Here is a 24893-nt window from a genome sequence, read left to right as displayed (position 1 = left end):
CGGAACATTACAAAATGAAAGACTCAGGATTCTAGATCGAAATGGGAACGATTATCAAATGAAAGCTTGCGGCAAGCGGCGGGGACGGTGAAGACGAGGATCGGAAACGGGGCGGCGCAGCGGCGGCGCAAGCGCGTAGAATGCGCGCTTCGACGAATTTGACGGAGTTGCCCCGACCATGAACGATCAGCGCAAGAAGAACCCTGTCCGCAACGTGAGCATCCTGATCGTCGTGGCCGTGCTGCTCGTGATCGGGACGATCCTGTACAACGCGATTTCGCAGAAGCGCGCGTACGACGAGGCGCATCCGGCCGAGGCCGCGAGCGCGGCATCGCACTGACGTGCCGGTGCGCGGCCCGGTCGGGTCGCGCATGTCGTGCATGAGAAGGGAGCGTTGCGCGGCTTCCGGCGCGGCAGTCGCCGCGCAGAATCAGGCAAGCAGCGGTCAGGAAGCGGGCGCCCGCCGAAGCCGGCGCGCCGCGTATCGGTCAGCAGTAGGTCAGCCGTGCGTCAACGTGACGCAGGTGCGAATTTCGGGCGAATCCGCGCGTAGAACACGATCGCGAGCAGCGCGAGCCACGCTGCACCGACATACAGCGCGACACGCGTGTCCTCGAACCAGCCGAGCATCACGATCACGAAGCCCATGAACGCGATCGTCAGCGCCGGCGCGACGGGCCACAGCGGCACCTTGAACTTCAGCGCCGCGATTTCGGTGCTCGACAGCCGGCGACGCATCGCGACCTGCGACAGCAGGATCATCAGCCACACCCACACCGTCGCGAACGTGGCGATTGCCGCGACCATCAGGAACACGTCCTTCGGCATCAGGTAGTTGAGCAGCACGCCGAAGAGCAGCGCGCCCGCCATCACGAGCACGGTGACCCACGGCACGCCGTGTCGCGACGTCGTCATCAGCACGCGCGGCGCCTGCCCCTGCCGCGCCATCCCGAACATCATCCGGCCTGCGCCGAAGATGTCGCTGTTGATCGCCGAGATCGCCGCGCTGATCACGACCAGGTTGAGGATCGTCGCGGCCGACTTCACGCCGAGCGCCGAGAAGATCTGCACGAACGGGCTGCCGTCGCTGCCGACGCCCGTCCACGGGCTGATCGACATCAGCACGACCATCGTCAACACGTAGAACAGCAGGATGCGCGCGGGCACCGCGTTGATCGCGCGCGGAATCACGCGCTCCGGGTCCTTCGCCTCGCCGGCGCTCATCCCGATCACCTCGATTCCGCCGTACGCGAAAATCACGACCGACAGCGACGCGATCAGCCCGCCGACGCCGTTCGGCAGGAAACCGCCATGGTTCCACAGGTTCGCGAACGTCGGCACGTCGGCCGAATGGCCGAAGTGCATGCCGGTCAGCAGGATCGCGACGCCACCGCCGATCATCGCGACGATCGCGCCGACCTTGATGATCGACAGCCAGAACTCGAGCTCGCCGAACACCTTCACGTGGCACAGGTTCAGCCCGCAGATGATCGCCACGACACCGAGCACCCAGATCCATTGCGGGACATCCGGAAACCAGAAACCCATGTAGATGCCGAATGCGGTGATGTCGGCAATCGCGACGATCACCATTTCGAGCGTGTAGGTCCAGCCCGTGACGAATCCCGCGAACGGGCCGAGGTTCTCGGTAGCGTAGTGGCCGAACGACCCGGCGACGGGTTCGCGCACGGCCATCTCGCCGAGCGCGCGCATCACCATGTAGACGGCCGCGCCGCCGAGGATGTACGCGAGGATCACGGCCGGGCCCGCGAGCTGGATCGCGGTCGCCGAACCGTAGAACAGGCCCGTGCCGATCGCCGAACCCAGCGCGAGAAAGCGGATGTGCCGCGCGCTCAGGTGGCGCTGCAAGTTTTTCATCGAGTCTCCGATATCGTTATGCGACGAACCGGGCGAGCGGGGCCGGTCCGATTGGCTTAAGTTGTCTATACAACTTGAAATGTGAACGAATGATAACAAGCCGGGCCGGGTGACCGGAATCGGGTATTCCCTGACTGGCGCAACGGGCGGAATAGGGAGTGGGGCGGTCGCACGGCGTGCGGGCGGGCCGCGTGGGGCGGGCAGGTCATGCTTCGGTGAATCGTTGGATCGGGGAGCACCGGTGGCCGACCTGCGGCGTGCGCGGGCCGGCCACCGGCGGGAAAAGCCGGATGGATCAGGCGGGCAGGCGGATCACGCTCGCGTCCTTGCGGATCAGCAGCGACGACGCGAGCATCTGCTTGCACTGGTGCGCGAGCACCTTCAGGTCGTGCGTGAGCTCGGCGCCCACTGCGTCGGATTTTTCCGCCGACACGACCATCGCGTCGAGATCGCGCGTGATCTGTTTCGATGCCTCGAGCTGATCGGCGGGCGGTGGCTCGCCGGCCTCGGCCTTCTCGAGATTGTCGAGCACGGCCGTGAGGCCGCGATGCAGTGCATCGTCGTGCTCGATGCTGCTGTCGGCCGAGCACGCATTGCGGATCAGCGGCGCGGCGGCCGTGATCTGCGCGCCGAGCACGTGCGTCTGCACGAGCAGGTCGTTCAGCTCCGGCACGAAACGCTGGTGCGCCTTCGGCTCGATCATCATCCGCTGGAATGCCTGCCCGAGGTTCGCGAACGCGATGTGCACGTCCTTGCGCGCGAGGCGGTAGCGGTAGTCGTCGTCGAGGCTCGTGGTCGGCGTCTCGACCGCCGCGGCGATCACCGGCACCACGGCCGCGCCGTCGGCGGTGGGCACGGGCGGCGGCGATGCGCCGCGCCCGGCGCGCCATACGGCCTCGAAATACTTGCGGGTCGCGGTGAGCATGTCGGCGACCTGCTTGCCCATCAGCCGGTATTCCCAGTACGGGAACAGCCGGCTGGCGGCGATCGCGATCATGCAGCCGACCACGGTGTCGATTGCACGCTCGCCGATGATCCGCATGCTGCCCGGTGCGAGCAGGTGGAACATCAGCAGCACGTACGACGACGTGAACACGACGCTCGCCGCGTAGTTGAACAGCAGCAGGCTGTAGCTCATCACCATCGACCCGAACATGATTGCGATCAGCAGGTGCGGCTCCTTCACCGTGTAGATCAGCGCGATGCTCGCCGCGCAGCCGATCAGCGTGCCGATGATCCGCTGTGCGTTGCGCTGCTTGGTGAGCGAGTAGCCGGGCTTCAGGATGATGATGGTGGTCATCACGATCCAGTACGCGTTCGTGAGCGGCAGCAGCCGACCGAGCCAGAAGCCGACCGCCACCGCGATCGTCACGCGCAGCGCGTGGCGAAAGCTCGGCGAGCGCATGTTCAGGTTCGAGAAGATCAGCAGCGGCGACATCCGGCGGCGCTGCAGGAAGCGCGTGAGCGCCTTGTCGATCTTCAGTTCGGTTTGCTGCGGATCGGCGTGGCCCGACAGGTTGCGGCGCATCCGGTCGATCAGGCGCGTCGCGCTCCAGATGCGCCGGAACGTCGCGAGCACGGCCGCGTACGCTTCCGCGTTGGTGGCCGCGAAATTCTTCTTGCGCATCAGCTCGATCTCGTACTCGATCGCGCGCAGTTCGGCCTTCACGCTCACGTGCGAATGCGGCGCGCGGTTCTCGAGCACGGCGAGGCCGATCTCTTCGAGATCGGTGGCCGCCTTGCGGATCAGGTCACGGTAGAAAATGATGAGATCCGAGCCGCCGAACGTGTTGCGCACCAGCGGGTAATCGGTGTGTGCGCCGACGAACAGCTCGTGCAGGTCGACGCTGTTGATGAACAGGTTGTACATCGTCGTGCGGCCGGGATCGAGCTTGCCGCGGCGCAGCTTCGGCAGGTTGCGCAGCACGATGTCGCGCGCGGTTTCCTGCGTCTCGACCGCGGTGATCTGCTTCGCGACGAGATTGCGGTAGCACTCGTCGAGATCGGCGTCGAGATCGTAGAACTGCGCGCGTGCGAGCAGGTAGTCGGCGCACGCGAACAGGCTCTCGGCCAGCGCCTGCTGCTCGATCCGGCGCGCCTGCCATCGCGACACGAGCGTGGCCCAGTACGTATACCAAAGGCCGCCCGCGAGGATCCAGCCGGCGTTGATGAACGCCTGCAGCGGCGTGAATTTCTCCTCGAGCGTCATCACCATCATGAACAGCGTCGCGAAGCTGATCTGCGGCCAGCGGTTGCCGTAGACGACGATCAGCGACAGCACGAACGTGAGCGGCACGATCGTGAGCCACAGCGCGAAGATATTCGGTGTCGCGAGGCCGGTGGCGAGCGCGGCGAGGAAACCGATCACGCTGCACGCAAGCATTTCGTTGTGCTTGTACTTGAGCGGGCCGGGCATGTCGACGACGCATGCGCCGAGCGCGCCCGTCGAGATCGTGAAGCCGAGCTCCCGGTTGTTGAACACGATCAGGCACAGCACGGCCGGCAGCGAGACGCCGACCGCGATCCGCAGGCCGCCGAAAAAGTACTGGCTGTAGAAAAACTTTCTGATTTCGACCGAATAGCGCATCGATGGGCTGAATGGCAGACGAAGACGCCCGGGGGCGGCGTATTGACTGGCGACGAGTCTATCGTATTTCGTGGTCCGCAAAAGCTGGCTTTCCGGCCAATGGCCGTGGCGGCGGCCCTTTGCTATCCTTGGAGACCCTGTTCGCCCGGCCTGGCCGGCGCGAGGTTCCCACGCCTGCCTCATGCTCCATCTCTTCTATTCGAACCGTCACGAGACGCTGGCCGACGCGCTGCTCGAGGATCTGGCCGCGTTCCCGGCCCGCAACGCCCCGTGGGCGCCGCAACAGGTCATCGTGCCGAGCGCCGCGCTGCGCCGGCGTCTCGAGCTCGACATCGCCGCGCGCAACGGCGTGTGCGCGAACGTCGAGTTCACGTATCTCGCGCAGTGGCTGTGGGCGCAGATCGGCCGCGTGCTGACGGTGCCCGCGCGTTCGCCGTTCGCGCCCGACCGCCTCGTGTGGCGCTGCTACCGGCTGTTCGCGCAGGCGGCCGACGGCGCGCCGTGGCTCGCGTCGCCGCGGCTTGCCGCATATCTGTCCGCGTCCGACGATGCGATGCGCTACGAGCTCGCGCACCGCGTCGCGGCCGTGCTCGATCATTACCTGACCTATCGCCCCGGATGGCTGGCCGCGTGGCAGGCCGGCGAATCCGTGCTCGCGGGCGACGCCGCGCCGCGCGGGATCAGCGACGCCGCACGCGACGACGAGCGCTGGCAGGCCGCGCTGTGGCGCGCGCTGCTCGCCGAGCTGAGCGACAGCGGCACGCCGCCCGCGCATCGTTTTCTCGTCGAGGCGCGCCATCTCGATGATGAGGCGGCCGCGCGCGCGGACTGGCCGGAATCGGTCAGCATATTCGCGCTGCCGACGATGCCGCCGCTGCACATCGCGCTGCTGCGCGAACTGTCGCGCTGGATCGACGTGCGTGTCTATGCGCTGAACCCGTGCCGCGAATTCTGGTTCGACATCGTGACGGCCGCGCACGCCGAGGCGCTCGATGCGGCCGGCCGGCTCGATTACCAGGAAGTCGGCCATCCGCTGCTCGCCGAATGGGGCCGGCAGACGCAGGCGCAACTGCACATGCTGCACGAGCTGACCGAAAGCGCTGCGTCGGGCGACGCGTCGCGTTTCGTCGAGAATCCCGCGCCGACGTGGCTCGCGCGCGTACAGAACGCGATCCTCGAACTGCAGCCGGAGGCCGATGTCGGCGGCGCGCCGGCCGAGCGCGGGATCGAAGTGCACGTGTGCCATAGCCTCGCGCGCCAGCTCGAAGTGCTGCACGACCGGCTGCTCGCGTGGTTCGACGCCGATGCGAGCCTGCAGCCGTCCGACGTGCTCGTCGCGGTGGCCGATCTCGCGGCGGCGGGGCCGCTGATCGACGCGGTGTTCGGCACGGCCGGCGCCGGCGGCGCACGCGTGCCTTACCGGATCACGGGCCTGCCGCCGTCGCAGGCGAACCCGGTCGCACGCGTGCTGCTCGACTGGCTCGCGTTGCCGGACCGGCAGGTCGGCGCGCCGGAGCTGGTCGAATGGCTGCGCGTCGACGCGGTGGCCGCGCGCTACGGCATCGATGCGGCCGCGCTCGAAACGGTGCAGACGTGGCTCGCGGCCGCCGGCGCGCGGCGCGGGCTGTCGCCGCGCGCGAGCGACGACGCGGCCGTGCCTTCGCCGCGTCATACGTTCTCCGATGCGCTTGCGCGGCTCTTTCTCGGTTATGCGATGCCGGAAGGCGCGGCGCCGGTCGGCGCATGGCTGCCGATCGAGGCGGCCACTGGCAGCGAGGCCGAGTTGCTCGGCCGGCTCGCGCGCTTCACCGACGATCTCGACGGCTTTGCGCAGCGGCTGGCCGAATCGCATACGCCGCGCGGCTGGAGCGAGCTGTTCGCCGACACGCTCGCGCGTTTCTTCGACTCGGGTGCCGCGTTCGCGGACGCGCTCGCGGGCGTGCGCGACGCGCTCGACGCGATGCTGGCCGCGATGACGGAAGGGGCGCCCGACGAAGCGCTGCCGGCGGCCGTCGTCCGCGCGGGGCTCGCCGCGGCGCTCGACGATCCGGCGCGCGGCGGGGTGCCGTGGGGTGGCGTGACGTTCTCGTCGCTGACGAGCCTGCGCGGCCTGCCGTACCGCGTCGTCTGCCTGCTCGGGATGGACGACGGCGTGCTGCCGAGCCTCGCGCGCGCAGACGAATTCGATTTGATGGCCGTGTTGCCGAAGCTCGGCGACCGGCAGCGCCGCGACGACGAGCGCAACCTGTTCCTCGACCTGCTGCTCGCTGCCCGCGATCGGCTGATGATCGCCTACACGGGCCGCAGCATTCGCGACAACGCGCCGTTGCCGCCCGCGGCGCTCGTCGACGAACTGCTCGATCATCTCGCGCTCGTCACGGCCGGGCCCGACGCCGCACCGGATGCGGTCGACGCCGCGCGACGCGCGTTCATCGTCGAGCATCCGCTGCAACCGTTCGCGGCCGCCTATTTCCAGCCGGGCAGCGAACTCGTTTCGTATGACGCCGAGCGTGCGACGCTCGCGTCACTGCTGGCCGCCGAGGCATCGCGCGACGGGGCGCGCGAGCTGCGGTTCTTCGCGCAGCCGTTGCCGGCCGAACCGGTCGAGCCCGTCGCGTTCAGCGAATTCGAGCGCTTCTGGCGGCATCCGGCGCGTGCGGTGCTGCGCGCGCGGCTCGGCATCGTGCTGGCCGACGCGCAGGCCGAACTGCTCGACACGGAGCCGTTCGCGCTCGACTTCGCCGGCAGCGACGCACTTGCCGAGCGCGTGCTGCCGCTCCTGATCGAATCGGGCGACGCAGCCGTGCACGATCATGCGCTGCGCATTGCCGATGCGAGCCCCGAACTGCCGGGCGGTGCGACGGGTGCCGTGTGGCGCGACCAGGCGCTCGGCTCGATGACGCAGCTTGCGTCGAACGTGCGCCGTGCGCTGGCCGACGGCATGGAGCGGCGGCCGTTCTCGCTTGTTGTCGCGCCGGCGTGGCCGGACACCGAACAGGCGCTGTTCGGCGCCGACGACGCGATGCTGTCAGCCGACGCGGTGAGCACGCCGCTCGAATTGCACGGCACGCTGAACCGGCTGACGCCGGCCGGGCAGATCATCTACCGTTATGCGCGGGCGAGCGCGCGCGATTACCTGTCCGCGTGGCTCGCGCATCTCGTCTACTGCGCGGTCGAGCCCGGCGGCCCGCGCCGCACGCTGTGGTTCGGCAGCGGCGGCGCGTTCGAGCTGACGCCCGTCGCGGCGCCGCTCGAACGGCTCGCGCCGCTGGCCGCGCTGTTTCGCGCGGGGCGGCGCATGCCGCTGCGGTTTTTCCCGCGCAGCGCGTGGGCGAGGGTGTCCGACGGCGAAGCCAAGGCCGCGAGCGTCTGGATCAACGAGCGCGTCGTGAGCGAAGCCGACGATCCGGCCATCGCGATCGCGTGGCGCGGCGCGCATGCGTCGCTCGACGAGCCGTTCGGCACGCTCGCGAAGCTCGTGTTCGAGCCGCTCGTCGAACATCTGAAGGAGGTTGCATGAGCGCCGTGTCGCATCAACCGGCGCTCGAACTCGACGTGTTCGCGTGCCCGCTCGACGGCGTCAACCAGATCGAGGCGTCCGCCGGCACCGGCAAGACCTGGAACATCTGCGCGCTGTATGTGCGCCTGCTGCTCGAAAAGGATCTCGGCGCAGATGAAATCCTCGTCGTGACCTTCACGAAAGCGGCGACGGCCGAGCTGCACGAGCGGATTCGCGGTCGGCTCGCGCAGCTCGCGCACGCACTCGACACGGGCGACGACGGCGGCGATCTGTTCATCGCGCGCCTGCTCGACACGACGCTCGGCGAAGGCGGGGCGCTCGATCCCGAGACGGCCTTGAAGCGGATCCGGCGCGCGCTGCGCGCGTTCGACCAGGCCGCGATCCACACGATCCACGCGTTCTGTCAGCGCGCGCTGCAGGAAGCGCCGTTCGCGGCCGCGATGCCGTTCGCGTTCGACATGGAAGCCGACGACGCGTCGCTGCGCTTCGAACTCGCGGCGGATTTCTGGCGCACGCGCGTCGAACCGGCCGCCGCGCGCTGGCCGGGCTTCGCGATCTGGCTCGTCGAATCTGGCGCCGGCCCGGCTGCGCTCGATGCGCAGCTCGCGCGCCGGCTGAAGAAGCCGCTGGCCGCGCTGCGTTGGGACGGCGTGACCGAGCCTGACGAATCGGCCGAGGCCGCAGCGGCCGAATGCTTCGCCGAGGCGGCGCGGATGTGGGCGGCCGAGCGCGACGCGATCGATGCGCTGCTGCGCGTCGCGCAGCCTGCGCTGAACCAGCGCTCGCACAAGCCCGACGCGGTGGCCGACGCGCTCGATGCGTGGGCCGCACATTTCGCGCAGGGCGATGCGACGGCCGCGCTGCCGAAGGCCGCACTGAAGCTCACGCGCACCGCGCTGACGAAGGCCACGAAAAAAGGCGGCGCGACGCCCGAACATGCGTTTTTCGACGTCGCGGACGCGCTCGAAGCGGCCGTGGCGGCGGCCGAGGCCACGCAGCGCGCGCGCTGGCTCGCGCTGATCGCCGAATGGCTCGACATGGCGCCGGGCGAGCTGGCCGAGCGCAAGCGCACGCGGCGCGTCGTGTCGTTCGACGATCTGCTCGCGAACCTGTACCACGCGCTGCATGCGCATCCGTGGCTTGCCGAGACGCTGCGCGCGCGCTATCCGGCCGCGCTGATCGACGAGTTCCAGGATACCGACCCGCTGCAGTTCGCGATCTTCGACCGGATCTTCGCGCCGGGCGGCCCGCTCTTTCTCGTCGGCGATCCGAAGCAGGCGATCTACAGCTTCCGCGCGGCCGATCTGCATACCTACCTGGCGGCGCGCGCGCGGGCGAGCGCGTGCTATACGCTCGCGGTCAACCAGCGCTCGACGCCTGCGATCGTCGATGCGTGCAACCGCTTCTTCATGTCGAATCCGCACGCATTCGTGCTCGACGGGCTCGACTATTACGCGGTGCGCGCCGGCACGCGCGTGCGTGCGCCGTTCGTCGACGAAACCGATCCGGGCCCGGCCGGCGACTTCCGGGTCTGGGCGCTGCCGGGCGGCGAGGGCACGCTGCTCAAGCGCGACGCGCAAGCGCAGGCCGCGCAGGCCTGCGCGGCCGAGATCGCGCGGCTGATGCGCGGCGCGCGCGAAGGGCATGTGCGACTGGGCGACACGCCGCTGTCGCCGGGCGACATCGCGGTGCTCGTGCAGACGCACCGGCAGGGCAGTCTCGTGAAGCGCGTGCTCGCGACGTGGGGCATCGGCAGCGTCGAACTGGCGCAGGCATCGGTGTTCTCGACCGGCGACGCCGAGCAGCTCGAGCGCGTGCTGGCGGCGATCGATGCGCCGGGCGACTTGCGGCGCTTGCGTGCGGCGCTCGCGGCCGACTGGTTCGGTCTCGACGCCGGCGCGCTGTGGCGCATGGAGCAGGGCGACGGCGATGCGCAACACGAAGCGTCCGCGGCCGACAGCGCCGACGCGATGAGCTGGGTCGAGCGTTTCTCGCGGTATCGGCTGCTGTGGCGCGAACGTGGATTCGCGGTGATGTGGCGTACCTTCACGCGCGAGTTGCGGATCGCCGAGCGGCTGATGGCCGGCGCGGACGGCGAGCGCCGCGTGACCGACATCAACCACCTGGCCGAACTGACGCAGGCGCGCGCATCCGCGCAGCCGGGTATCGCGCCGACGCTGCGCTGGCTTGCCGCGCAACGGCTCGACGGCGGCGGCGAAGAAGCGCAACTGCGTCTCGAATCCGATCGCAACCTCGTGCAGATCGTGACCGTGCACAAGTCGAAAGGCCTCGAGTATGCGGTCGTGTTCTGCCCGTTCCTGAACGACGGCGGGTTGCGCGAGCCGCCCGCGTCCGCGTTGCCCGATGCGCGCGAGTATCACGACGAAGCAGGCGATGCGGTGCTGCATTACGGGTGCGACGACGAAGCGGCCGCGCATGCGGCGCGGCAGGCGTTGCGCGAGCAGGCCGCGGAACGCGCGCGGCTCGTCTACGTGGCGCTCACGCGCGCGGTCTATCGCTGTTATGTCGTCGCCGGGCCGTACCTGTCGTCGCGCTCGACGCGCGAAGCGCGGCGCAGCGTGCTCAACTGGCTCGTCGCCGGCGCCGGCCAGTCGTTCGATGCGTGGCTCGACGAGCCGCCCGACGAAGCCGCGCTCGATACCGCATGGCATGCGCTTGCGGGCGGCCCCGTGAGCGTCGCACCGCTGCCGGCGCCCGCGCGACGCGAACGCCTCGCGGCCGGGCACGACGCATCGCAGACGCTCACGGCGCGCCATGCGACGCGCGTGCTGCGCGATGCATGGCGGATGGCGAGCTTCAGCTCGCTGACCGCGTCGATGGCGCGCGAGCAGGCGGGCGTCGCGGCGGTGCCCGACGACGAGCTGCGGCCCGATCACGATGCGCTTGCCGAGGTGACGCCCGATGGCGAGTTCGTCCTGGCCGATACGGTTGCGCCCGAGCCGCCGGACGACGACATCCTCGTGTTCCCGCGCGGCGCGGCGGCGGGCGAATGCCTGCACCGCCTGTTCGAACTCAGCCGGTTCACGGAGCCCGAGTCGTGGCACCAGGCCGCGCTTGGCGCGTTGCACGACCGGCCGGTCGAGGCCGAGCCCGAGCTGGCGACGCGCCTGCCGGCGATGATGGCGCGGCTCGTCGGCGATGTCGTGCAAACGGAGCTCGTGCCGGGCATGCGGCTCGCCGGTCTCGATCCCGCGAAGCGGCTCGACGAAATGGGTTTCCTGTTTCCGGCGCCGTCGCTCGACCTGACGGCGCTGCGCCGGCTGCTCGTCGCGCACGGTTATCCGGACGTTGCACTCGAGGCTGGCATGCTCGCCGGTTTCATCAAGGGTTTCATCGACATGATCGTCGAACACGACGGCCGTTTCTGGATCGTCGACTGGAAGTCGAACCATCTCGGCACGACGCCGGACGCCTACGGCCCGCGCGCGCTCGACGTCGCGATGGCCGATCACGCCTATCACCTGCAGGCGCTGCTCTATACGGTCGCGCTGCATCGCTACCTGCGGGGGCGGTTGCCCGATTACGACTACGACACGCACATCGCGGGCTATCTGTACCTGTTCGTGCGCGGCGTGCGGCCCGACTGGCGCAGCGGCGGCGAGCCGGCCGGCGTGCATGCGCGGCGGCCCGCGCGCGCGCTCGTCGACGCGCTCGACCGGATGATGGAAGGGGGCCGCGCATGAACGCGTCCGACGACACGCTCGAATTCACCGGCGGCCTCGTCGCACGGCTGCCCGAACCTGCCGACTTCGGCATCGCGCTCGCGGAGGGTTTCGCGCGCCGTATCGGCGATCTGTCGCGTCGCGCCGGTGCGTCTGCCGCGTCCGCGCGGTGGGCGGCGCGCGCCGCGTTCGCGACGAGCCGCGCGACCGCGGGCGGCCACGTGTGCGTCGCCCTCGGCGCGCTCGCGCAGCGCTACGAAGCGCCGCTCGACGACGTCCGCGCGGCGCTCGCCGCGAGCGGCGTGGTCGCGTTCGGCACGCTTGCGCGTGGCGACGAGCGGCCGCTGATCGTCGACCGGCACGACCATCTGTACCTGTCGCGCTATTTCGATTACGAACGGCGGCTGGCCGATGCGCTGGTAGCGCAGGCCGGCGTCGCGGTGCCGGACGAATCCTTGTCGCCCGACCGGTTGCGCGACAGCCTCGCGCGCTACTTCGGGCCCGCGAACGGCGAAGTCGACTGGCAGCGAGTCGCGGCGATCGTCGCGTTGACGGGCCGCGTGACGATCGTCAGCGGCGGCCCCGGCACGGGCAAGACGACGACGGTCGTCGGCGTGCTGGCCTGCTTGCTCGACGCGCACCCGGGGCTGCGCGTCGCGCTGGCCGCGCCGACCGGCAAGGCCGCGCAGCGGATGCAGGAAGCGCTGCATGCGCGGGCCGGCGACCTGCCGCCCGAACTCGCCGCGCGCCTGCCCGATACGTCGTATACGCTGCATCGGCTGCTCGGCGGCGGCGGGGCAGCCGGCTTCCGGCATCATCGCGACAATCCGCTGCCGTACGACCTGATCGTCGTCGACGAAGCGTCGATGATCGACGTCGCGCTCGCCGCGCATCTGCTCGACGCGCTTGCGCCGGGCGCGCGGCTCGTGTTGCTCGGCGACAAGGATCAGCTGGCCGCGGTCGAGGCGGGCGCCGTGTTCGCGGAGCTGAGTGCGCGGCCGGCGTTTACCGCCGGGGCGCGCGCGCGCATCGCACAGGCGCTCGGCATCGACGAAGCGGCGTTCGTCGCGGCGCTGCCGGTGCCGGACGAAGCCGCAACGGCAGCGGTTGCGGCTTCCGCCGTGACGCCGGCCAACGCATCTCCGTCCGCATCGGCCGCCACGTCGCGCAAGCCGGCGTCGCGGCAGCGAGTCGATACGCGACAGGCATCGCTTTTCGACGACGAACCTCAGGATGACGAGGTTCCCGCAGCCGAAGTCGCGCCTTCGCTGCCCGCAGGTCCGGCGCCGGCCAATACCCGCGACGCGAGCGACGGCCCGGCATGGATCGAGGCCGACGAACTCGCCTGGCTCGACGCCGTCGAGTTGCCGCCGTTCGACGCAAGCGATGCGGCGCTCGCGTCGGTGAAGTCGATGACGGCGGCGCTGCCGGGCGAACCCGCCGCCGCGTCCGCAACACCTGCACCGGCACCGCTCGCGGATTGCGTCGTATGGCTCGAACGCAATTACCGCTTCGGCCTCGATTCGCCGATCGGGCGGTTGTCGCTCGCGATCCGCAGCGGCGACGTGCAGGCTGCGCTCGACGCACTGCCTGTGGACGACGCGGCCGCCGCGTCGTTCCTCGATGATGCGGGCGATACGCTTGCGCCATCGACGGTCGAGCGGCTCGCGCGGCGGTTCGGCGCTTATCTCGACGCATTGCGCGACGTGCTGGCCGCGCCGGTGCCCGATCCGCTGCCGCTGTTCGACGCGCTCAACCGGTTCCGGATCCTGTGCGCGACCCGCAGCGGCTCGCGCGGTGCGGAGCACGTCAATGCGCTCGTGGCCTCGCACGTGCGGCACGCGGCGCGCGTGCCGCTCGCGGTCGGCGCGCACTGGTTCACCGGACGGCCGATCATGGTGACGCGCAACGACTATGCGCTCGGGCTGTTCAACGGCGACATCGGCATCGCGCTGCCCGACGCGCACGGGGTATTGCGCGTCTGGTTCAGGCGCGCGGACGGGACCGCGCGCGCCGTATCGCCGGCCGCATTGCCGCCGCACGAAACGGCATTCGCGCTGACGGTCCACAAGTCGCAGGGCTCGGAATTCGACGAAGCCGCGCTCGTGCTGCCGGCATCGTTCGGCCGCGTGCTCACGCGCGAGCTCGTCTACACGGCGGTGACGCGTGCCCGCACGCGCGTGCAGGTGATCGGGCCGCGGCGCGTGCTTGCGCAGGCGGTCGCGACGCGTACGCAGCGTGATTCGGGTCTCGCGGCGCGCGTCGACGAGGCGCTTGCACGGCGTCGCATGGAGGCTGCGCGATGATGATCCGCTATACGCTCGATCCGGCCGAAGTGGAATGGACGGCCGTACGCGCACAGGGCGCGGGCGGGCAGAACGTGAACAAGGTGTCGAGCGCGATTCACCTGCGTTTCGACATTCGGGCATCGTCGCTGCCGCCGGTCATCAAGGAACGGCTCCTCGCACTGTCCGACCAGCGCATTACGCGCGACGGCATCGTCGTGATCAAGTCGCAGGAATACCGCACCCAGGAGAAGAACCGCGAGGCTGCGCTGGCGCGGCTCGATACGCTGATTGCGGGCGTCGCGTTCACGCCGCGCGCGCGGGTCGCGACACGGCCGACGCGCGCGTCGAAGGAGCGGCGGCTCGAGCACAAGTCGCGCCGCAGCGTGGTGAAGTCGGGCAGAGGGAAGGTGAGCGACTGACGAACGGCGGCTCCGAGGGCCGAATGCACGGCGGGCACGACGGGTGAGCGCCTGCCGCTACGCCGGCTAACGCATCACGGTTCCCGCGCTGTCGAGCACGAAGTCGACGCAGAACACGACGAGCCGGCTTTGCGCGCGGATCGCGACGGCGGCCGTATAGCAATCGCGGCCTTCCGTCAGCGAGAAGTGCGGGCCCATCAGCGCGACGCGCCCGGGCGCGGCGATCGCGCGCTGGAAGTACGGGCGCCGCGACCAGTTGCTGTGGGTTTCCGGGAACAGCGGTGCGAGGCGGGTCGCGCTTGCCTGGCCGTCTTCGGGATGCGCGCCGATCGACGGCAGGAACTGCTCGCCGACCTCGTCCGTGACGAATACGCGTCGCGCAGCCGGCACCGTGAACACGCGTTGTGCGGCATCCTGCAGGTTGCCGCTCGCGGAAAACGCCGCCGCGCCGGCGAGCACGAGTCGCTCGATCGCGTCGAAGCCCGGCTGCTCGGCCACGGCCGGCGCGTGCCGGCGGGCGATGAAGCGTTGCCATGCGGCGTCGAGCATCGCAGGCGCTGCCGCGCTGGCGTGCGCGATCGACGCGTCGGGCTGGCCGAACTGGAAACCCTGCACGAAATCGATGTCGGCTTCCATCAGCGCCTGCAGCGCGTCGTCGCTTTCGACGCCTTCGCCCAGCACCATCGCGCCGGCCTGATGCAGCATCGACGCGAGGTGATGCATGATGCGGCGATCGTCGGCCGACCCGGTCGAACGCTCGACGAGCGAGCGATCGAGCTTGACGATGTCGGGCCGCGCGCGCCACACGCGGTCGAAGTTCGAGAACCCCGTGCCGAAATCGTCGATCGCGATCAGGAAGTCGCGATGCTGGATCATGTCGATCGTGCGGGCGAGCGCGGCTTCGTCGCGCGCGGGCTGTTCGACGACTTCCAGCACGATGCGGTTCGGCGGCAGCGAGAAATGCCGGCACAGGGCCTCGACGAACTCGCGCTGCACGAGGCCCGAATCGAGCACGCGCGGCGTCACGTTCAGGAACAGCCAGCCGTCGCCGATTCCTTGCGCGACGAAGTTGGCCGTGTGCAGGCAGCGCGCGAGCCGGTCGAGCAGGAGTGCATCGGCGTCGGCGCGCGTCTTGTCGAACAGGGCAGCGGGCGAGACCAGCGCGCCGTTCGCGTCGACGACGCGCAGCAGCGCCTCGTAACCGACGACGCGCTTGTGCGTGATCGACAGCACGGGCTGGAACACGCTGCGCAGCGTCGTGGTGCGATAGGTGGCGATCCAGCCGCCGGGCGTTGGCGTGAGGCGTTCGAGCAGGGAGTCGAGCGACGGGTCGCGGGCGGGCTTCATGTCAACGGTGCCCGGGGGCGAGCGGCGGGGCGGCGGCGCGCCACCACGCTGAAGCAGTCGCACGCGCAGGCGGGCGCGAAAGAACGTAGGGCATCGTGACCGCCTTGTGCGGATAAGTGTTCGAAGTGTAACGGGAATGCGGCTGCGCGCGTATCAGGGAAACTCCAGACGCACGCGGTACGCGGTTTGCGGCCCTGGCTGGCCGTAGCGGCGACCGGTGCGGCCCGAGTGCGCGCCGCGCATGACCGCCACGCGGCGAAGGGTGTCGCGGCGGCACATCACGACCGGGCGGCATGACGATGACATTGCCGGGCGTCGCGGCCGGACGACATGCGTGATGGTGCGGGAAAGCCCGCCGCGGGCGGGCGTCGCCGTCAGACGAATGCCGACGTGCGGATCGCGAACAGGCGTCGCCGGCCCGTCGGCCGTCACCGCACGGCGCAAGGCGGCGCGTGCGGCCGAACCTGCGCGTGATGCCTCAGGTCGCTTCGCCGCTGCGCGGCCGGAGACCGGGAATCCGCTTGATGACGCCGGTCGCGAGCGCGGTGCCGACGAGTACGATCGCGCAGCCCTCGATCATTACGGCCGACACGTGTTCGCCGAGGAACAGCGCACCCCACAGCAGGCCGAACACCGGAATCACGAACGTCACGGTAATTGCGCGGGCGGGGCCGATATGCGCGATCAGGTAGAAGAAGATGAAGTACGCGATGCCCGTGCATGCGATGCCGAGGCCGAGCACGGCGCCCCATGCGTGCGTGCTGACCGGCGCGGCCGGCCACGTGGCGATCGCGAACGGCAGCAGCAGCACGGTCGAGCCGATCATGCTGCCGGCCGCGTTGACGAGCGGATCGACGCCGCTGAGCTTGCGCTTCGTGTAATTGGCCGCGATGCCGTACAGCAGCGTCGCGCCGAGCGCCGCGGCGGCGGCGAGCGCGGTCGCGCTGGCGCCCGTGTCACCGTGCGCGTTCGCGATCTGGTTCCATACGAGCGTGATCACGCCGGCAAACCCGATCACGAGGCCGAGCGCGCGCGGCAGCGACAGCTTGTCCTTCAGCCACAGGTAAGCCACGAGCGCGCCCCAGAGCGGCGTCGTCGCGTTGATCACCGACGTCAGGCCGGCCGACAGCGTCAGTTCGGCAAAGGCGAACAGGCAGAACGGGATGCCCGAGTTCAGCGCGCCGACCACGAACAACGGCCACGCGTGCCGGCGCAGCCGGGCGCCGAGATCGGCGGGTGCGAAGCGCGTCAGCGCGAAGCCGGTGAGAAAGATCGCGCCGATGCCCACGCGCAGCGCCATCAGCGGCGCGACGCCGAAATCGACGACGCCGATCCGGATGAACAGGAACGAGGCGCCCCACAGGGCAGCGAGCACGGTCAGCAGTATGGCGTTCTTGGGGGACACGATCGTGAGGGCGAGGGACGGGATGCGGAAGATCTTACACCGCGTTACCGCGCCGTCGTTTCACGATTCGATGAAACGACAAGAAACGGTAGATTCGCCGCCGGCGCGCGTGAAGCGTGCCGGCCGGCGGCGTTGCCCGGTCAGTGATGGCGCCAGCCGCCGCGTCCGCCGAAGCCGAAATTGAGCGACAGCGCCGGCCCCCAATAACCGCCCCACGCAGGCGCATAGGCGGGCGCCGGATAGTAGTAGGCGGGGCCCGGATCGACGTACACGGGCGCCGGCTGTACCGGCGCCGCCGTGTAATAACCGCCGGGATAGTAGCCGTAAGGGTAGTAGCAGCCGGCGAGCGTCGTGCAGGCGAGCGCCGTGGCGACGAGGATCCTGTTCATGATGTCTCTCCGGCGGAGCCGGCAATCGGCAGATGCTTAAGCTTAGGCCGCATGCCGATGACACGGTGTGCGAAACGGTAACGGGTCATTTCCGGGCCGAGGCGCGCATCTCGCGGCGGCGCATGCGAAAACGGCGCTTCCGCACCGCGGAAACGCCGTCTGGTCAGAGGAAAGTTGCAGTGCCGGGTGCGCTCGCCCGGCCGGCCTGCGCTTACTTGCCGACCTGGTTGCCGATGATGCCGCCGGCTGCGGCACCGCCGAGCGTCGACAGCGCGCTGCCGCCGATCGCGGCGCCGGCGACACCGCCGACACCCGCGCCGATCGCCGTGTCGCGCTGGCGTCTCGACATCGAATCGCAGGCCGACAGGCTGGCCATCGTCGCGACGAGGAGCGCGCATACCCCAATACGCCGAATCGAATTCATGATCGTTGTCCTTGTGGTAGTGAACGGAGGGCGCACGACCGGCTGGCGGCCGCGCATAAACCCAATCTACGCGCCGTCCCGCCACGCTGCTGTAAGCACTTGTTAAGCTTCACGCGGTTTCGTAATCATTTGTTTCCCGTGCGCCGGCAGGCACGCGACATGCATAAAAAAAGCCCGCTCGAAAGCGGGCTTCGTGCAGCGTAAGGCGTTTCCGGTGCGGATCGCCGCGTCGCTTACTGACGGTGATAGATCTCGGCGCCGGTCTTGACGAACTCGACCGCCTTGACTTCCATCCCCTTCTTCAGCGCTTCGGTTTCCGACACGCCCTGCTGCGCGGCGAACTCGCGCACGTCCTGCGTGATCTTCATCGAGCAGAAGTGCGGGCCGCACATCGAGCAGAAGTGCGCGACCTTGGCCGAATCCTTCGGCAGCGTCTCGTCGTGGAATTCGCGCGCCTTGTCCGGATCGAGACCGATGTTGAACTGGTCTTCCCAGCGGAACTCGAAGCGCGCCTTGGACAGCGCGTTGTCGCGCACCTGCGCGCCCGGGTGGCCCTTCGCGAGGTCGGCAGCGTGTGCGGCGAGCTTGTACGTGATGATGCCTTCCTTCACGTCGTCCTTGTTCGGCAGGCCGAGGTGTTCCTTCGGCGTCACGTAGCACAGCATCGCGGTGCCGAACCAGCCGATCATCGCGGCGCCGATGCCCGACGTGATGTGGTCGTAACCCGGCGCGATGTCGGTCGTCAGCGGCCCGAGCGTGTAGAACGGCGCTTCCTTGCACCAGTCGAGCTGGAGATCCATGTTCTCCTTGATCAACTGCATCGGCACGTGGCCGGGGCCTTCGATCATCACCTGCACGTCGTGCTTCCACGCGATCTGCGTGAGCTCGCCAAGCGTCTTCAGCTCGCCGAGTTGTGCTTCGTCGTTCGCGTCGTAGATCGAGCCGGGGCGCAGGCCGTCGCCGAGCGAGAAGCTCACGTCGTACGCCTTCATGATTTCGCAGATCTCTTCGAAGTGCTCGTACAGGAAGCTTTCCTTGTGATGCGCGAGGCACCACTTCGCCATGATCGAACCGCCGCGCGACACGATGCCCGTCATCCGGTTCGCGGTGAGCGGCACGTACTGCAGGCGCACGCCCGCGTGGATCGTGAAGTAGTCGACGCCTTGTTCGGCCTGCTCGATCAGCGTGTCGCGGAAGATTTCCCAGGTGAGATCCTCGGCCTTGCCGTTGACCTTTTCCAGCGCCTGGTAGATCGGCACCGTGCCGATCGGCACCGGGCTGTTGCGGATGATCCACTCGCGCGTTTCATGGATGTGCTTGCCGGTCGACAGATCCATCACCGTATCGCCGCCCCAGCGGATCGCCCACGTCATCTTGTCGACTTCCTCGCCGATCGACGACGTGACGGCAGAGTTGCCGATGTTCGCGTTGATCTTCACGAGGAAGTTGCGGCCGATGATCATCGGCTCGGATTCCGGGTGGTTGATGTTCGCGGGGATGATCGCGCGGCCGCACGCCACTTCCGAGCGCACGAATTCCGGTGTGATCTCGGCCGGTGCGTTCGCGCCGAAGGCCGCGGCGCCGAACGCCTGGCCCGGGTGCTGGCGGCCCATCATCGCGGCGAGCTTCGCGCCGTTCGGTCCGCTCGACTTCAGGCTCTCGAGGTACTCGGCGCGGCGCTGGTTCTCGCGGATCGCGATGTATTCCATTTCCGGCGTGATGATGCCCTGACGCGCGTAGTGCATCTGCGTGACGTTCTTGCCCGCCTGTGCGCGGCGCGGGTTGCGGTGCAGGCCCGGGAAACGCAGCTCGGCGGTGGCCGGGTCGGCCGCGCGCTCGAGGCCGTACTGGCTCGACAGGCCGGAGAGCCCCTCGGTGTCGCCGCGCGCTTCGATCCAGCCCTGGCGCAGCGCGGGCAGGCCCGCGCGGATGTCGATCTTCGCTTCCGGATCGGTGTAGGGGCCCGACGTGTCGTACACGTAGATCGGCGGATTCTTCTCGCCACCGAAGCCGGTCGGCGTGTCGGCCTGCGTGATTTCGCGCATCGGCACGCGGATGTCGGGCTGCGAGCCGGTCACATAAACCTTCCGCGAATTCGGCAGCGGCGCGACGGCGGCGGCGTCGACGTGGGCGTCGGCGGACAGAAACTTCGGATTGGCGTTCATGCAATCTCCTGTGTGAGCGCCGGACAGGCGCTTCGGCGCTTGCCCGGAGCCCTTGACGAATGTGGGGCTCGAGCTAAGCAGGAGACGAGGCTTGGTGAGGCGGCGGATTTCGTCAGAAGGATGGCGGCGAAATCCGTACGCTTCCCTGCGCTGGCATTATCCAGATCAGGTTCAAAGGGTATTTCTCACCCGCAATGCCGGTTTGTTGACCGGGCGCATTGCAGGACCCCCGCGTTAGCAGCGCACACGATACACTGGCTTGGCGGCGGTTTCAACCGGTGGCAGATCGGTTGCCGCGGTGCAGTTGCAGCATTGCCGACGGCGTACCCGCCGCGCAGGCCGCGATCCACGACACCGCCGCACGGCCCTGCAGCCCGGCTGACAACGACGGCGCGGTGCAGCATTGCGGCATCTTCGGCAGCTTCCAAAAATATTTTCGAAACGGCTGTCATTTCCCGCGACGTCCTCCGTCTATTCGGCTCCTCAAACCCATGTTTCGGAGAGATGTCATGAAAAAAGTACTGATCGCAGCCTGTGTCGCCGGTTTCGCCCTGGCCGCAACGGGCGCGTATGCGCAGAACGACGCAATGTCGAATGGCGGCTCGTCGATGTCGAAGGACGCAATGGGCCACGACGCGATGGCCAAGGACGGCGCGATGAAGAAAGACGGCATGAAGAAGCACGCGATGAAGAAAGACGCGATGAAAAAGGACGCGATGTCGCACGACTCGATGGGCAAGCCGATGTCGGGCGACAAGATGGCCCCGTCGAACTGACGGAAACGGACGGAGTGCGGCCGACGCGCGTGCCGCCGCTGCATGCCGGAACGGCACGCGGCACAGGCTGACGCGCGGGGCGCGCACCACGCACATTACGCGCCACGCCGCGCGCCGGCGCATGCGTTGCCCGGCCGGTCCACGGCCCCGTGTCGCACTCCGTCACCTCCTTTCGGGAGTCTTCATCATGCAAACCGTTCCCGTCACCGGGCGCGCGGCCGCCACGCCGCCCGCGCGCCCGATCCATCCGCTTTGGGTGCGCGCGAGCCACTGGCTCAACGCGCTCGCGGCCGTGCTGATGGCGCTGTCCGGCTGGCGCATCTACGACGCGTCGCCGATCTATCCGCCGTTCACGTTTCCTCACGGCATCACGATCGGCGGCTGGCTCGGCGGCGCGCTGCAATGGCATTTCGCGGCGATGTGGCTGCTCGTCGGCAACGGGCTGTTCTATCTGACGATGTCGCTTGCGACCGGGCGCCTTGTGCGCAAGATGCTGCCGGTCACGCCGGCCTCCGTGTGGCGCGACGTGCGCGCGGCGCTCGGCGGGCGGCTGTCGCATGCCGACCTGAGCGTCTACAACGCGGTGCAGCGCGCCGCGTACCTGGCCGCGATCGTCGATCTCGCCGTGCTCGTGCTGTCGGGGCTCGCGATCTGGAAATCGGTGCAGTTCCCGCTGCTGCGCGAACTGTTCGGCGGTTATGACAACGCGCGCGTCGTGCATTTCTGGGCGATGTCGCTGCTCGTCGCATTCTTCGTCGTGCATGTCGCGATGGCGCTGCTGGTGCCGCGCTCGCTGCTCGCGATGTTTCGCGGCCGTTGAACGGCACGAAGGTGCCGAAGGAAATCATCATGTCGGAATCCGAACCCAAGCGCGACCGCCCGCGCTGGTCGCTCGACCGGAAGTCGCTCGAACTCGACGTGCGCCGCGAGCTCGAGATGCCGTCGCGGCGGCTCTTCAACCGGCGCGTGCTGACGCTCGGCGGCCTGACGATGCTCACCGGCTGCACGCTGCAGGACGACGCATCGGTCAACACGTTCCTCGAGAAAGTGTCGCGCATGAACGATCGCGTGCAGGCCTGGCTGTTCAGCGGCGAACGGCTTGCGCCGACCTATACCGAGGCCGACATCACGCGGCCGTTCCCGTTCAACGCGTTCTACGGGATCGACGACGTGCCGCACGTCGATGCGTCGACGTACCGGCTCGTGCTGTCCGGCCGCGTGACGGGCAAGCGCGTATGGACGCTGGACGAGCTGTATGCGCTGCCGCATGCGGAGCAGATCACGCGGCATATCTGCGTGGAAGGGTGGAGCGCGATCGGCCGCTGGGGCGGCACGCCGTTCGGCGCGTTCCTCGCGCGCGCGGGTGCCGATACGCGGGCGAAGTACGTTGGCTTCAAGTGCGCGGACGACTACTACGAGAGCATCGACATGCCGACCGCGCTGCATCCGCAGACGCTGCTCGCGTTCGAGTACGACGGCCACCGCCTGCCGCCGGAATTCGGTTTCCCGATGAAGCTGCGGATGCCGACCAAGCTCGGCTACAAGAACCCGAAGCACATCATGGAAATCTTCGTGACCGATACGTATCCGGGCGGTTACTGGGTCGACCAGGGCTACAACTGGTTCGGCGGTTCGTGAGCGGTGCATGGCGCGGCGTCGCAGCGCGTGCCGTGCCGCACCGCACGTCAGGCGCCGCGTGTCACGCGGATTCGCGCACCTGCAGATCGACGCGCAGGCCGACGGCCGCCGCCATGTTCACGAGCGCGTCGAGCCCGAACAGGTTGATCTTGCCGCGCATCAGGTCGGAGACGCGCGGTTGCGTGACGCCCAGCCGTTGCGCCGCCTGTGCCTGACTGAGTTCGAGCTGCGCGATGCGCTGCTTGAGCGCGATCATCAGCTCGGAGCGCAGCTTCATGTTCTCGGCCTCGGCCGGTTGTCCCTCGATTGCGTCCCAGACGTTCGTGTAACGTTGATTGGTCATCGTTTCAACTCCATCATCAGCGAGCGATAACGCCGGGCGGCCAGGTCGATATCGGTCTTGTTCGTGCGCGCAGATTGCTTCCTGAAGCAGTGAAGCACGTAGACGGCGGCGGCGAAGGTCGCGACGTAGACGACCCGGAACGCGCCGCTTGCATCGCGCAGGCGAATTTCCCGCACGCCGACGCCGACCGTGCGCATCGGCTTCCAGTCGTCAGGCGCCAGGCCGCGCTGCACCTGATCGATCTGATGGCCGGCTTCGCGTCGCGCAGGCAGTGGAAAGTCACGAAGATCGTCGAGCGCGCTGCCGACGAAAACGACCGGCTTCGGCGGAAGAATGCTGGAATTATACAAAATATTGTATGGGCGGTGTGAGTGTCGAATGCGTGCAATGGATCGCACGGGGAGGGCATGTCGATCGTCACGATAAGCGGGAAGCGCGGGGTGGCGCGCATGACTGGCCGTCAGGCCGATGGCGCGATCGCGGCGGATCGCGGTGCCGCAGGCAACCCGTGCGCACCGGGTATCCGGCCCCGGATTTCACGCGCCCACAGGCCGAAAATGTCGCGCCGAAACGTCATTCCTTATCCTTTCAGACAGGTCTGACGATGCTTTCGAATCCTTGATGCCATAATGCCAAGCGTGCGCAGCCAAAGCGGTTGCGCACGTTTTTTTGTCCCTCTGCCGCCGCTTGCCGGTTCTCTTTCGTCGCCGTTCGCACTGCCATGTCGTTCCGCACGTTCGCTCTGCCTTCCCGGTCCCGCCAGGACCGTTTGCCGGCATCGCCGGCGTCTTTCAGCGGGGCACGCGGCGCGACGTGCGGGCGGGTCGCACGATGACCCCGCTCGACCGTCTCCTCGATTTCTTCTCCCGCCTGTCGTTCCGGATCCGCCTGCCGCAAAGCCGCAGCGGCCGCGTCGCGCTGGCGCTCGTGTTCATCTATTTCGTGTGGGGCTCGACCTACAGCGGCCTGCATTTCGCGCTGCAGTCGTTCCCGCCGCTGCTGCTGTCGGGGCTGCGCAACCTGCTCGGCGGGATCGGCCTGTTCATCTTCGCGCTGCGGCGCAAGCCCGAATGGCCGACGCTGCTGGAGATCCGCAATGCGGGGATCGTCGGCACGATGCTCGTCGCGCTGTCGTCGGGCACGATCGCGCTGGGGATCAGCTCGGTCAGCAGCGGTTCGGCCGCGGTGATGGTGGCCACGGTGCCGCTGTTCGCGACCGTGATCGCGGCCGTGGCCGGCCGGCCGGTGACCAAGGGCGAATGGACGGCGGTTGCGCTTGGGATGGTCGGCATCGTCATCCTGAATTCGGGCGGCGCAGCGGCCCGGAATTCGGCGCTCGGCACGATCTGCGTGCTGGCCGGCGCGTTGTTCTGGGCGGGCGGCGCGCACCTCGCGACGCGGCTCAAGCTGCCGTCCGACCTGTTTCTGTCGACGTCGCTGCAGATCGGCCTCGGCGGCCTGATTTCGACGCTCGTCGCATGGCTGATCGGCGAACGCATCGAACACGTGATGGTGGGGCCGGTGTTCGCGTTTCTGTATCTGATGGTGTTCTGCACGATGGCCGCGTATGTCGCGTACGGCTACCTGATCCGCCACACGAGCCCGATCATCGCGAGCAGCTGCATGTACGTGAACCCGATCGTCGCGGTCGCGCTCGGTGCGCTGCTGCTGGGCGAACCGGTGACGATGGCGACCGTGGTTGCGACCGTCGCGATCCTCGGCAGCGTCGGGCTGTCGTTCGTGTTCGATCCGGCGCGCCGGCCCGCGGCACGCGCGGCGGCGGCCAGTGCGGCGGCCACCACGGCCGCAGCCGCGGCGGCGACGGATGTTGCATCCGCCCCCGATCAGATCGCGGTGCCGGACGCGGCGCCCATCCTGGCGCCTTCCGCCGTGCCGCTTGCGGTACCGGTACCGGCCGCCGTGATGGACCCGGCGGCGGTCATCGATCCGGCTCCGGCGTTCGCGCCGCCGCCTGCCGACGAACCGGCCGCGCCCCGCGCCGACGCATGACGCCGGCGTGGCCGGCCGGGT

General features: G+C 68.7%; 18 protein-coding genes and 1 riboswitch. Of the genes, 9 read left to right on the top strand and 9 right to left on the bottom strand.

The features are described 5' to 3' along the window. The first annotated feature begins 178 nt into the window (after window positions 1-178). Window positions 179-340 carry a hypothetical protein gene (locus BBJ41_RS40230; RefSeq protein ID WP_009688068.1) on the top strand — a complete coding sequence of 54 codons (162 nt, stop codon included), beginning with the start codon at window positions 179-181 and terminating at the stop codon, window positions 338-340. Window positions 341-510: 170 nt separating this feature from the next. Here BBJ41_RS40230 and BBJ41_RS06060 read toward each other — a convergent pair whose 3' ends face one another. Both BBJ41_RS06060 and BBJ41_RS06055 read right to left on the bottom strand, forming a co-directional pair. Then, window positions 511-1878 (bottom strand): amino acid permease, encoded by a 1368-nt coding sequence (locus tag BBJ41_RS06060; protein WP_069745754.1) that lies wholly within the window; start codon window positions 1876-1878, stop codon window positions 511-513. Between the two features lie 295 nt (window positions 1879-2173). Continuing rightward, on the bottom strand, window positions 2174-4465 hold the full coding sequence (locus tag BBJ41_RS06055; protein WP_069745753.1) for an FUSC family protein: 2292 nt from the start codon (window positions 4463-4465) through the stop codon (window positions 2174-2176). A gap of 181 nt (window positions 4466-4646) precedes the next feature. Here BBJ41_RS06055 and recC point away from each other — a divergent pair, with 181 nt between their 5' ends. Genes recC through arfB form a run of 4 tightly spaced genes read left to right on the top strand, consistent with a single transcriptional unit; the run spans window position 4647 to window position 14375 of the window. Beyond that, complete coding sequence (recC, locus tag BBJ41_RS06050; RefSeq protein WP_069745752.1) at window positions 4647-7985, top strand: exodeoxyribonuclease V subunit gamma; 3339 nt, start codon at window positions 4647-4649, stop codon at window positions 7983-7985. Then, window positions 7982-11689, top strand: a complete 3708-nt coding sequence (gene recB / locus BBJ41_RS06045; RefSeq protein ID WP_069745751.1) for an exodeoxyribonuclease V subunit beta — start codon at window positions 7982-7984, stop codon at window positions 11687-11689. Before recC ends, recB begins: the two co-directional genes overlap by 4 nt. Next, complete coding sequence (locus tag BBJ41_RS06040; protein ID WP_069745750.1) at window positions 11686-13974, top strand: AAA family ATPase; 2289 nt, start codon at window positions 11686-11688, stop codon at window positions 13972-13974. Before recB ends, BBJ41_RS06040 begins: the two co-directional genes overlap by 4 nt. Next, window positions 13971-14375 carry an alternative ribosome rescue aminoacyl-tRNA hydrolase ArfB gene (gene arfB, locus BBJ41_RS06035; protein ID WP_069745749.1) on the top strand — a complete coding sequence of 135 codons (405 nt, stop codon included), beginning with the start codon at window positions 13971-13973 and terminating at the stop codon, window positions 14373-14375. Before BBJ41_RS06040 ends, arfB begins: the two co-directional genes overlap by 4 nt. Window positions 14376-14441: 66 nt before the next feature. Here the strand turns inward: arfB and BBJ41_RS06030 are convergent, their stop codons facing one another. From BBJ41_RS06030 to thiC, 5 genes are all read right to left on the bottom strand, one after another. After that, window positions 14442-15722, bottom strand: coding sequence for an EAL domain-containing protein (locus BBJ41_RS06030; RefSeq protein WP_069745748.1), 1281 nt, complete (start codon window positions 15720-15722; stop codon window positions 14442-14444). A 478-nt stretch (window positions 15723-16200) separates the two neighbouring features. Beyond that, window positions 16201-17127 (bottom strand): DMT family transporter, encoded by a 927-nt coding sequence (locus tag BBJ41_RS06025; RefSeq protein ID WP_069745747.1) that lies wholly within the window; start codon window positions 17125-17127, stop codon window positions 16201-16203. Between the two features lie 140 nt (window positions 17128-17267). After that, window positions 17268-17516, bottom strand: coding sequence for a hypothetical protein (locus BBJ41_RS06020; protein ID WP_069745746.1), 249 nt, complete (start codon window positions 17514-17516; stop codon window positions 17268-17270). A gap of 211 nt (window positions 17517-17727) precedes the next feature. Further along, on the bottom strand, window positions 17728-17940 hold the full coding sequence (locus BBJ41_RS06015) for a glycine zipper 2TM domain-containing protein (protein WP_069745745.1): 213 nt from the start codon (window positions 17938-17940) through the stop codon (window positions 17728-17730). A 233-nt stretch (window positions 17941-18173) separates the two neighbouring features. Next, the gene (gene thiC, locus BBJ41_RS06010) at window positions 18174-20105 is read right to left on the bottom strand and encodes a phosphomethylpyrimidine synthase ThiC (RefSeq protein WP_069745744.1); all 1932 of its coding nucleotides are present in this window, start codon (window positions 20103-20105) and stop codon (window positions 18174-18176) included. Between the two features lie 124 nt (window positions 20106-20229). Beyond that, window positions 20230-20346: riboswitch (TPP riboswitch) on the bottom strand. A 268-nt stretch (window positions 20347-20614) separates the two neighbouring features. Between thiC and BBJ41_RS06005 the strand changes: the two genes are divergently transcribed. The 3 genes from BBJ41_RS06005 to BBJ41_RS05995 all read left to right on the top strand — a co-directional run bounded on the left by BBJ41_RS06005 (window position 20615) and on the right by BBJ41_RS05995 (window position 22519). Then, window positions 20615-20881, top strand: coding sequence for a pentapeptide MXKDX repeat protein (locus BBJ41_RS06005; protein ID WP_069745743.1), 267 nt, complete (start codon window positions 20615-20617; stop codon window positions 20879-20881). A 187-nt stretch (window positions 20882-21068) separates the two neighbouring features. After that, on the top strand, window positions 21069-21701 hold the full coding sequence (locus BBJ41_RS06000) for a cytochrome b/b6 domain-containing protein (RefSeq protein WP_069745742.1): 633 nt from the start codon (window positions 21069-21071) through the stop codon (window positions 21699-21701). Window positions 21702-21730: 29 nt separating this feature from the next. Further along, the gene (locus BBJ41_RS05995) at window positions 21731-22519 is read left to right on the top strand and encodes a molybdopterin-dependent oxidoreductase (protein WP_069747606.1); all 789 of its coding nucleotides are present in this window, start codon (window positions 21731-21733) and stop codon (window positions 22517-22519) included. A 61-nt stretch (window positions 22520-22580) separates the two neighbouring features. On the opposite strand, the gene BBJ41_RS05990 is transcribed toward BBJ41_RS05995, so the two are convergent. Next, window positions 22581-22862, bottom strand: a complete 282-nt coding sequence (locus tag BBJ41_RS05990) for a helix-turn-helix domain-containing protein (RefSeq protein ID WP_069745741.1) — start codon at window positions 22860-22862, stop codon at window positions 22581-22583. After that, complete coding sequence (locus BBJ41_RS05985) at window positions 22859-23212, bottom strand: type II toxin-antitoxin system RelE/ParE family toxin (RefSeq protein ID WP_069745740.1); 354 nt, start codon at window positions 23210-23212, stop codon at window positions 22859-22861. The genes BBJ41_RS05990 and BBJ41_RS05985 overlap by 4 nt, the downstream gene beginning before the upstream one ends. A gap of 481 nt (window positions 23213-23693) precedes the next feature. Between BBJ41_RS05985 and BBJ41_RS05980 the strand changes: the two genes are divergently transcribed. Then, entirely contained in the window at window positions 23694-24872 is a 1179-nt protein-coding gene (locus BBJ41_RS05980) for an EamA family transporter (RefSeq protein ID WP_069745739.1), read from the top strand. Window positions 24873-24893: the final 21 nt, after the last annotated feature.

Origin of the sequence: Burkholderia stabilis, from assembly GCF_001742165.1 — a bacterium.
Classification (GTDB): Bacteria; Pseudomonadota; Gammaproteobacteria; order Burkholderiales; family Burkholderiaceae; genus Burkholderia; species Burkholderia stabilis.
Note: the sequence above shows the minus strand (reverse complement) of the source record. Positions and strands in the feature narration are given on the sequence as shown.

What these genes read in the sequence shown, in the direction of transcription:
- arfB (WP_069745749.1), top strand. Translation starts at nt 13,971, where the DNA reads ATGATGATCCGCTATACGCTCGATCCGGCCGAAGTGGAATGGACGGCC.
- BBJ41_RS06060 (WP_069745754.1), bottom strand. Translation starts at nt 1,878, where the DNA reads ATGAAAAACTTGCAGCGCCACCTGAGCGCGCGGCACATCCGCTTTCTC.
- BBJ41_RS06005 (WP_069745743.1), top strand. Translation starts at nt 20,615, where the DNA reads ATGAAAAAAGTACTGATCGCAGCCTGTGTCGCCGGTTTCGCCCTGGCC.
- BBJ41_RS05990 (WP_069745741.1), bottom strand. Translation starts at nt 22,862, where the DNA reads ATGACCAATCAACGTTACACGAACGTCTGGGACGCAATCGAGGGACAA.
- BBJ41_RS06040 (WP_069745750.1), top strand. Translation starts at nt 11,686, where the DNA reads ATGAACGCGTCCGACGACACGCTCGAATTCACCGGCGGCCTCGTCGCA.
- BBJ41_RS06015 (WP_069745745.1), bottom strand. Translation starts at nt 17,940, where the DNA reads ATGAATTCGATTCGGCGTATTGGGGTATGCGCGCTCCTCGTCGCGACG.
- BBJ41_RS06030 (WP_069745748.1), bottom strand. Translation starts at nt 15,722, where the DNA reads ATGAAGCCCGCCCGCGACCCGTCGCTCGACTCCCTGCTCGAACGCCTC.
- BBJ41_RS06055 (WP_069745753.1), bottom strand. Translation starts at nt 4,465, where the DNA reads ATGCGCTATTCGGTCGAAATCAGAAAGTTTTTCTACAGCCAGTACTTT.
- BBJ41_RS05980 (WP_069745739.1), top strand. Translation starts at nt 23,694, where the DNA reads ATGACCCCGCTCGACCGTCTCCTCGATTTCTTCTCCCGCCTGTCGTTC.
- recC (WP_069745752.1), top strand. Translation starts at nt 4,647, where the DNA reads ATGCTCCATCTCTTCTATTCGAACCGTCACGAGACGCTGGCCGACGCG.
- BBJ41_RS05995 (WP_069747606.1), top strand. Translation starts at nt 21,731, where the DNA reads ATGTCGGAATCCGAACCCAAGCGCGACCGCCCGCGCTGGTCGCTCGAC.
- recB (WP_069745751.1), top strand. Translation starts at nt 7,982, where the DNA reads ATGAGCGCCGTGTCGCATCAACCGGCGCTCGAACTCGACGTGTTCGCG.
- BBJ41_RS06000 (WP_069745742.1), top strand. Translation starts at nt 21,069, where the DNA reads ATGCAAACCGTTCCCGTCACCGGGCGCGCGGCCGCCACGCCGCCCGCG.
- BBJ41_RS40230 (WP_009688068.1), top strand. Translation starts at nt 179, where the DNA reads ATGAACGATCAGCGCAAGAAGAACCCTGTCCGCAACGTGAGCATCCTG.
- thiC (WP_069745744.1), bottom strand. Translation starts at nt 20,105, where the DNA reads ATGAACGCCAATCCGAAGTTTCTGTCCGCCGACGCCCACGTCGACGCC.
- BBJ41_RS06020 (WP_069745746.1), bottom strand. Translation starts at nt 17,516, where the DNA reads ATGAACAGGATCCTCGTCGCCACGGCGCTCGCCTGCACGACGCTCGCC.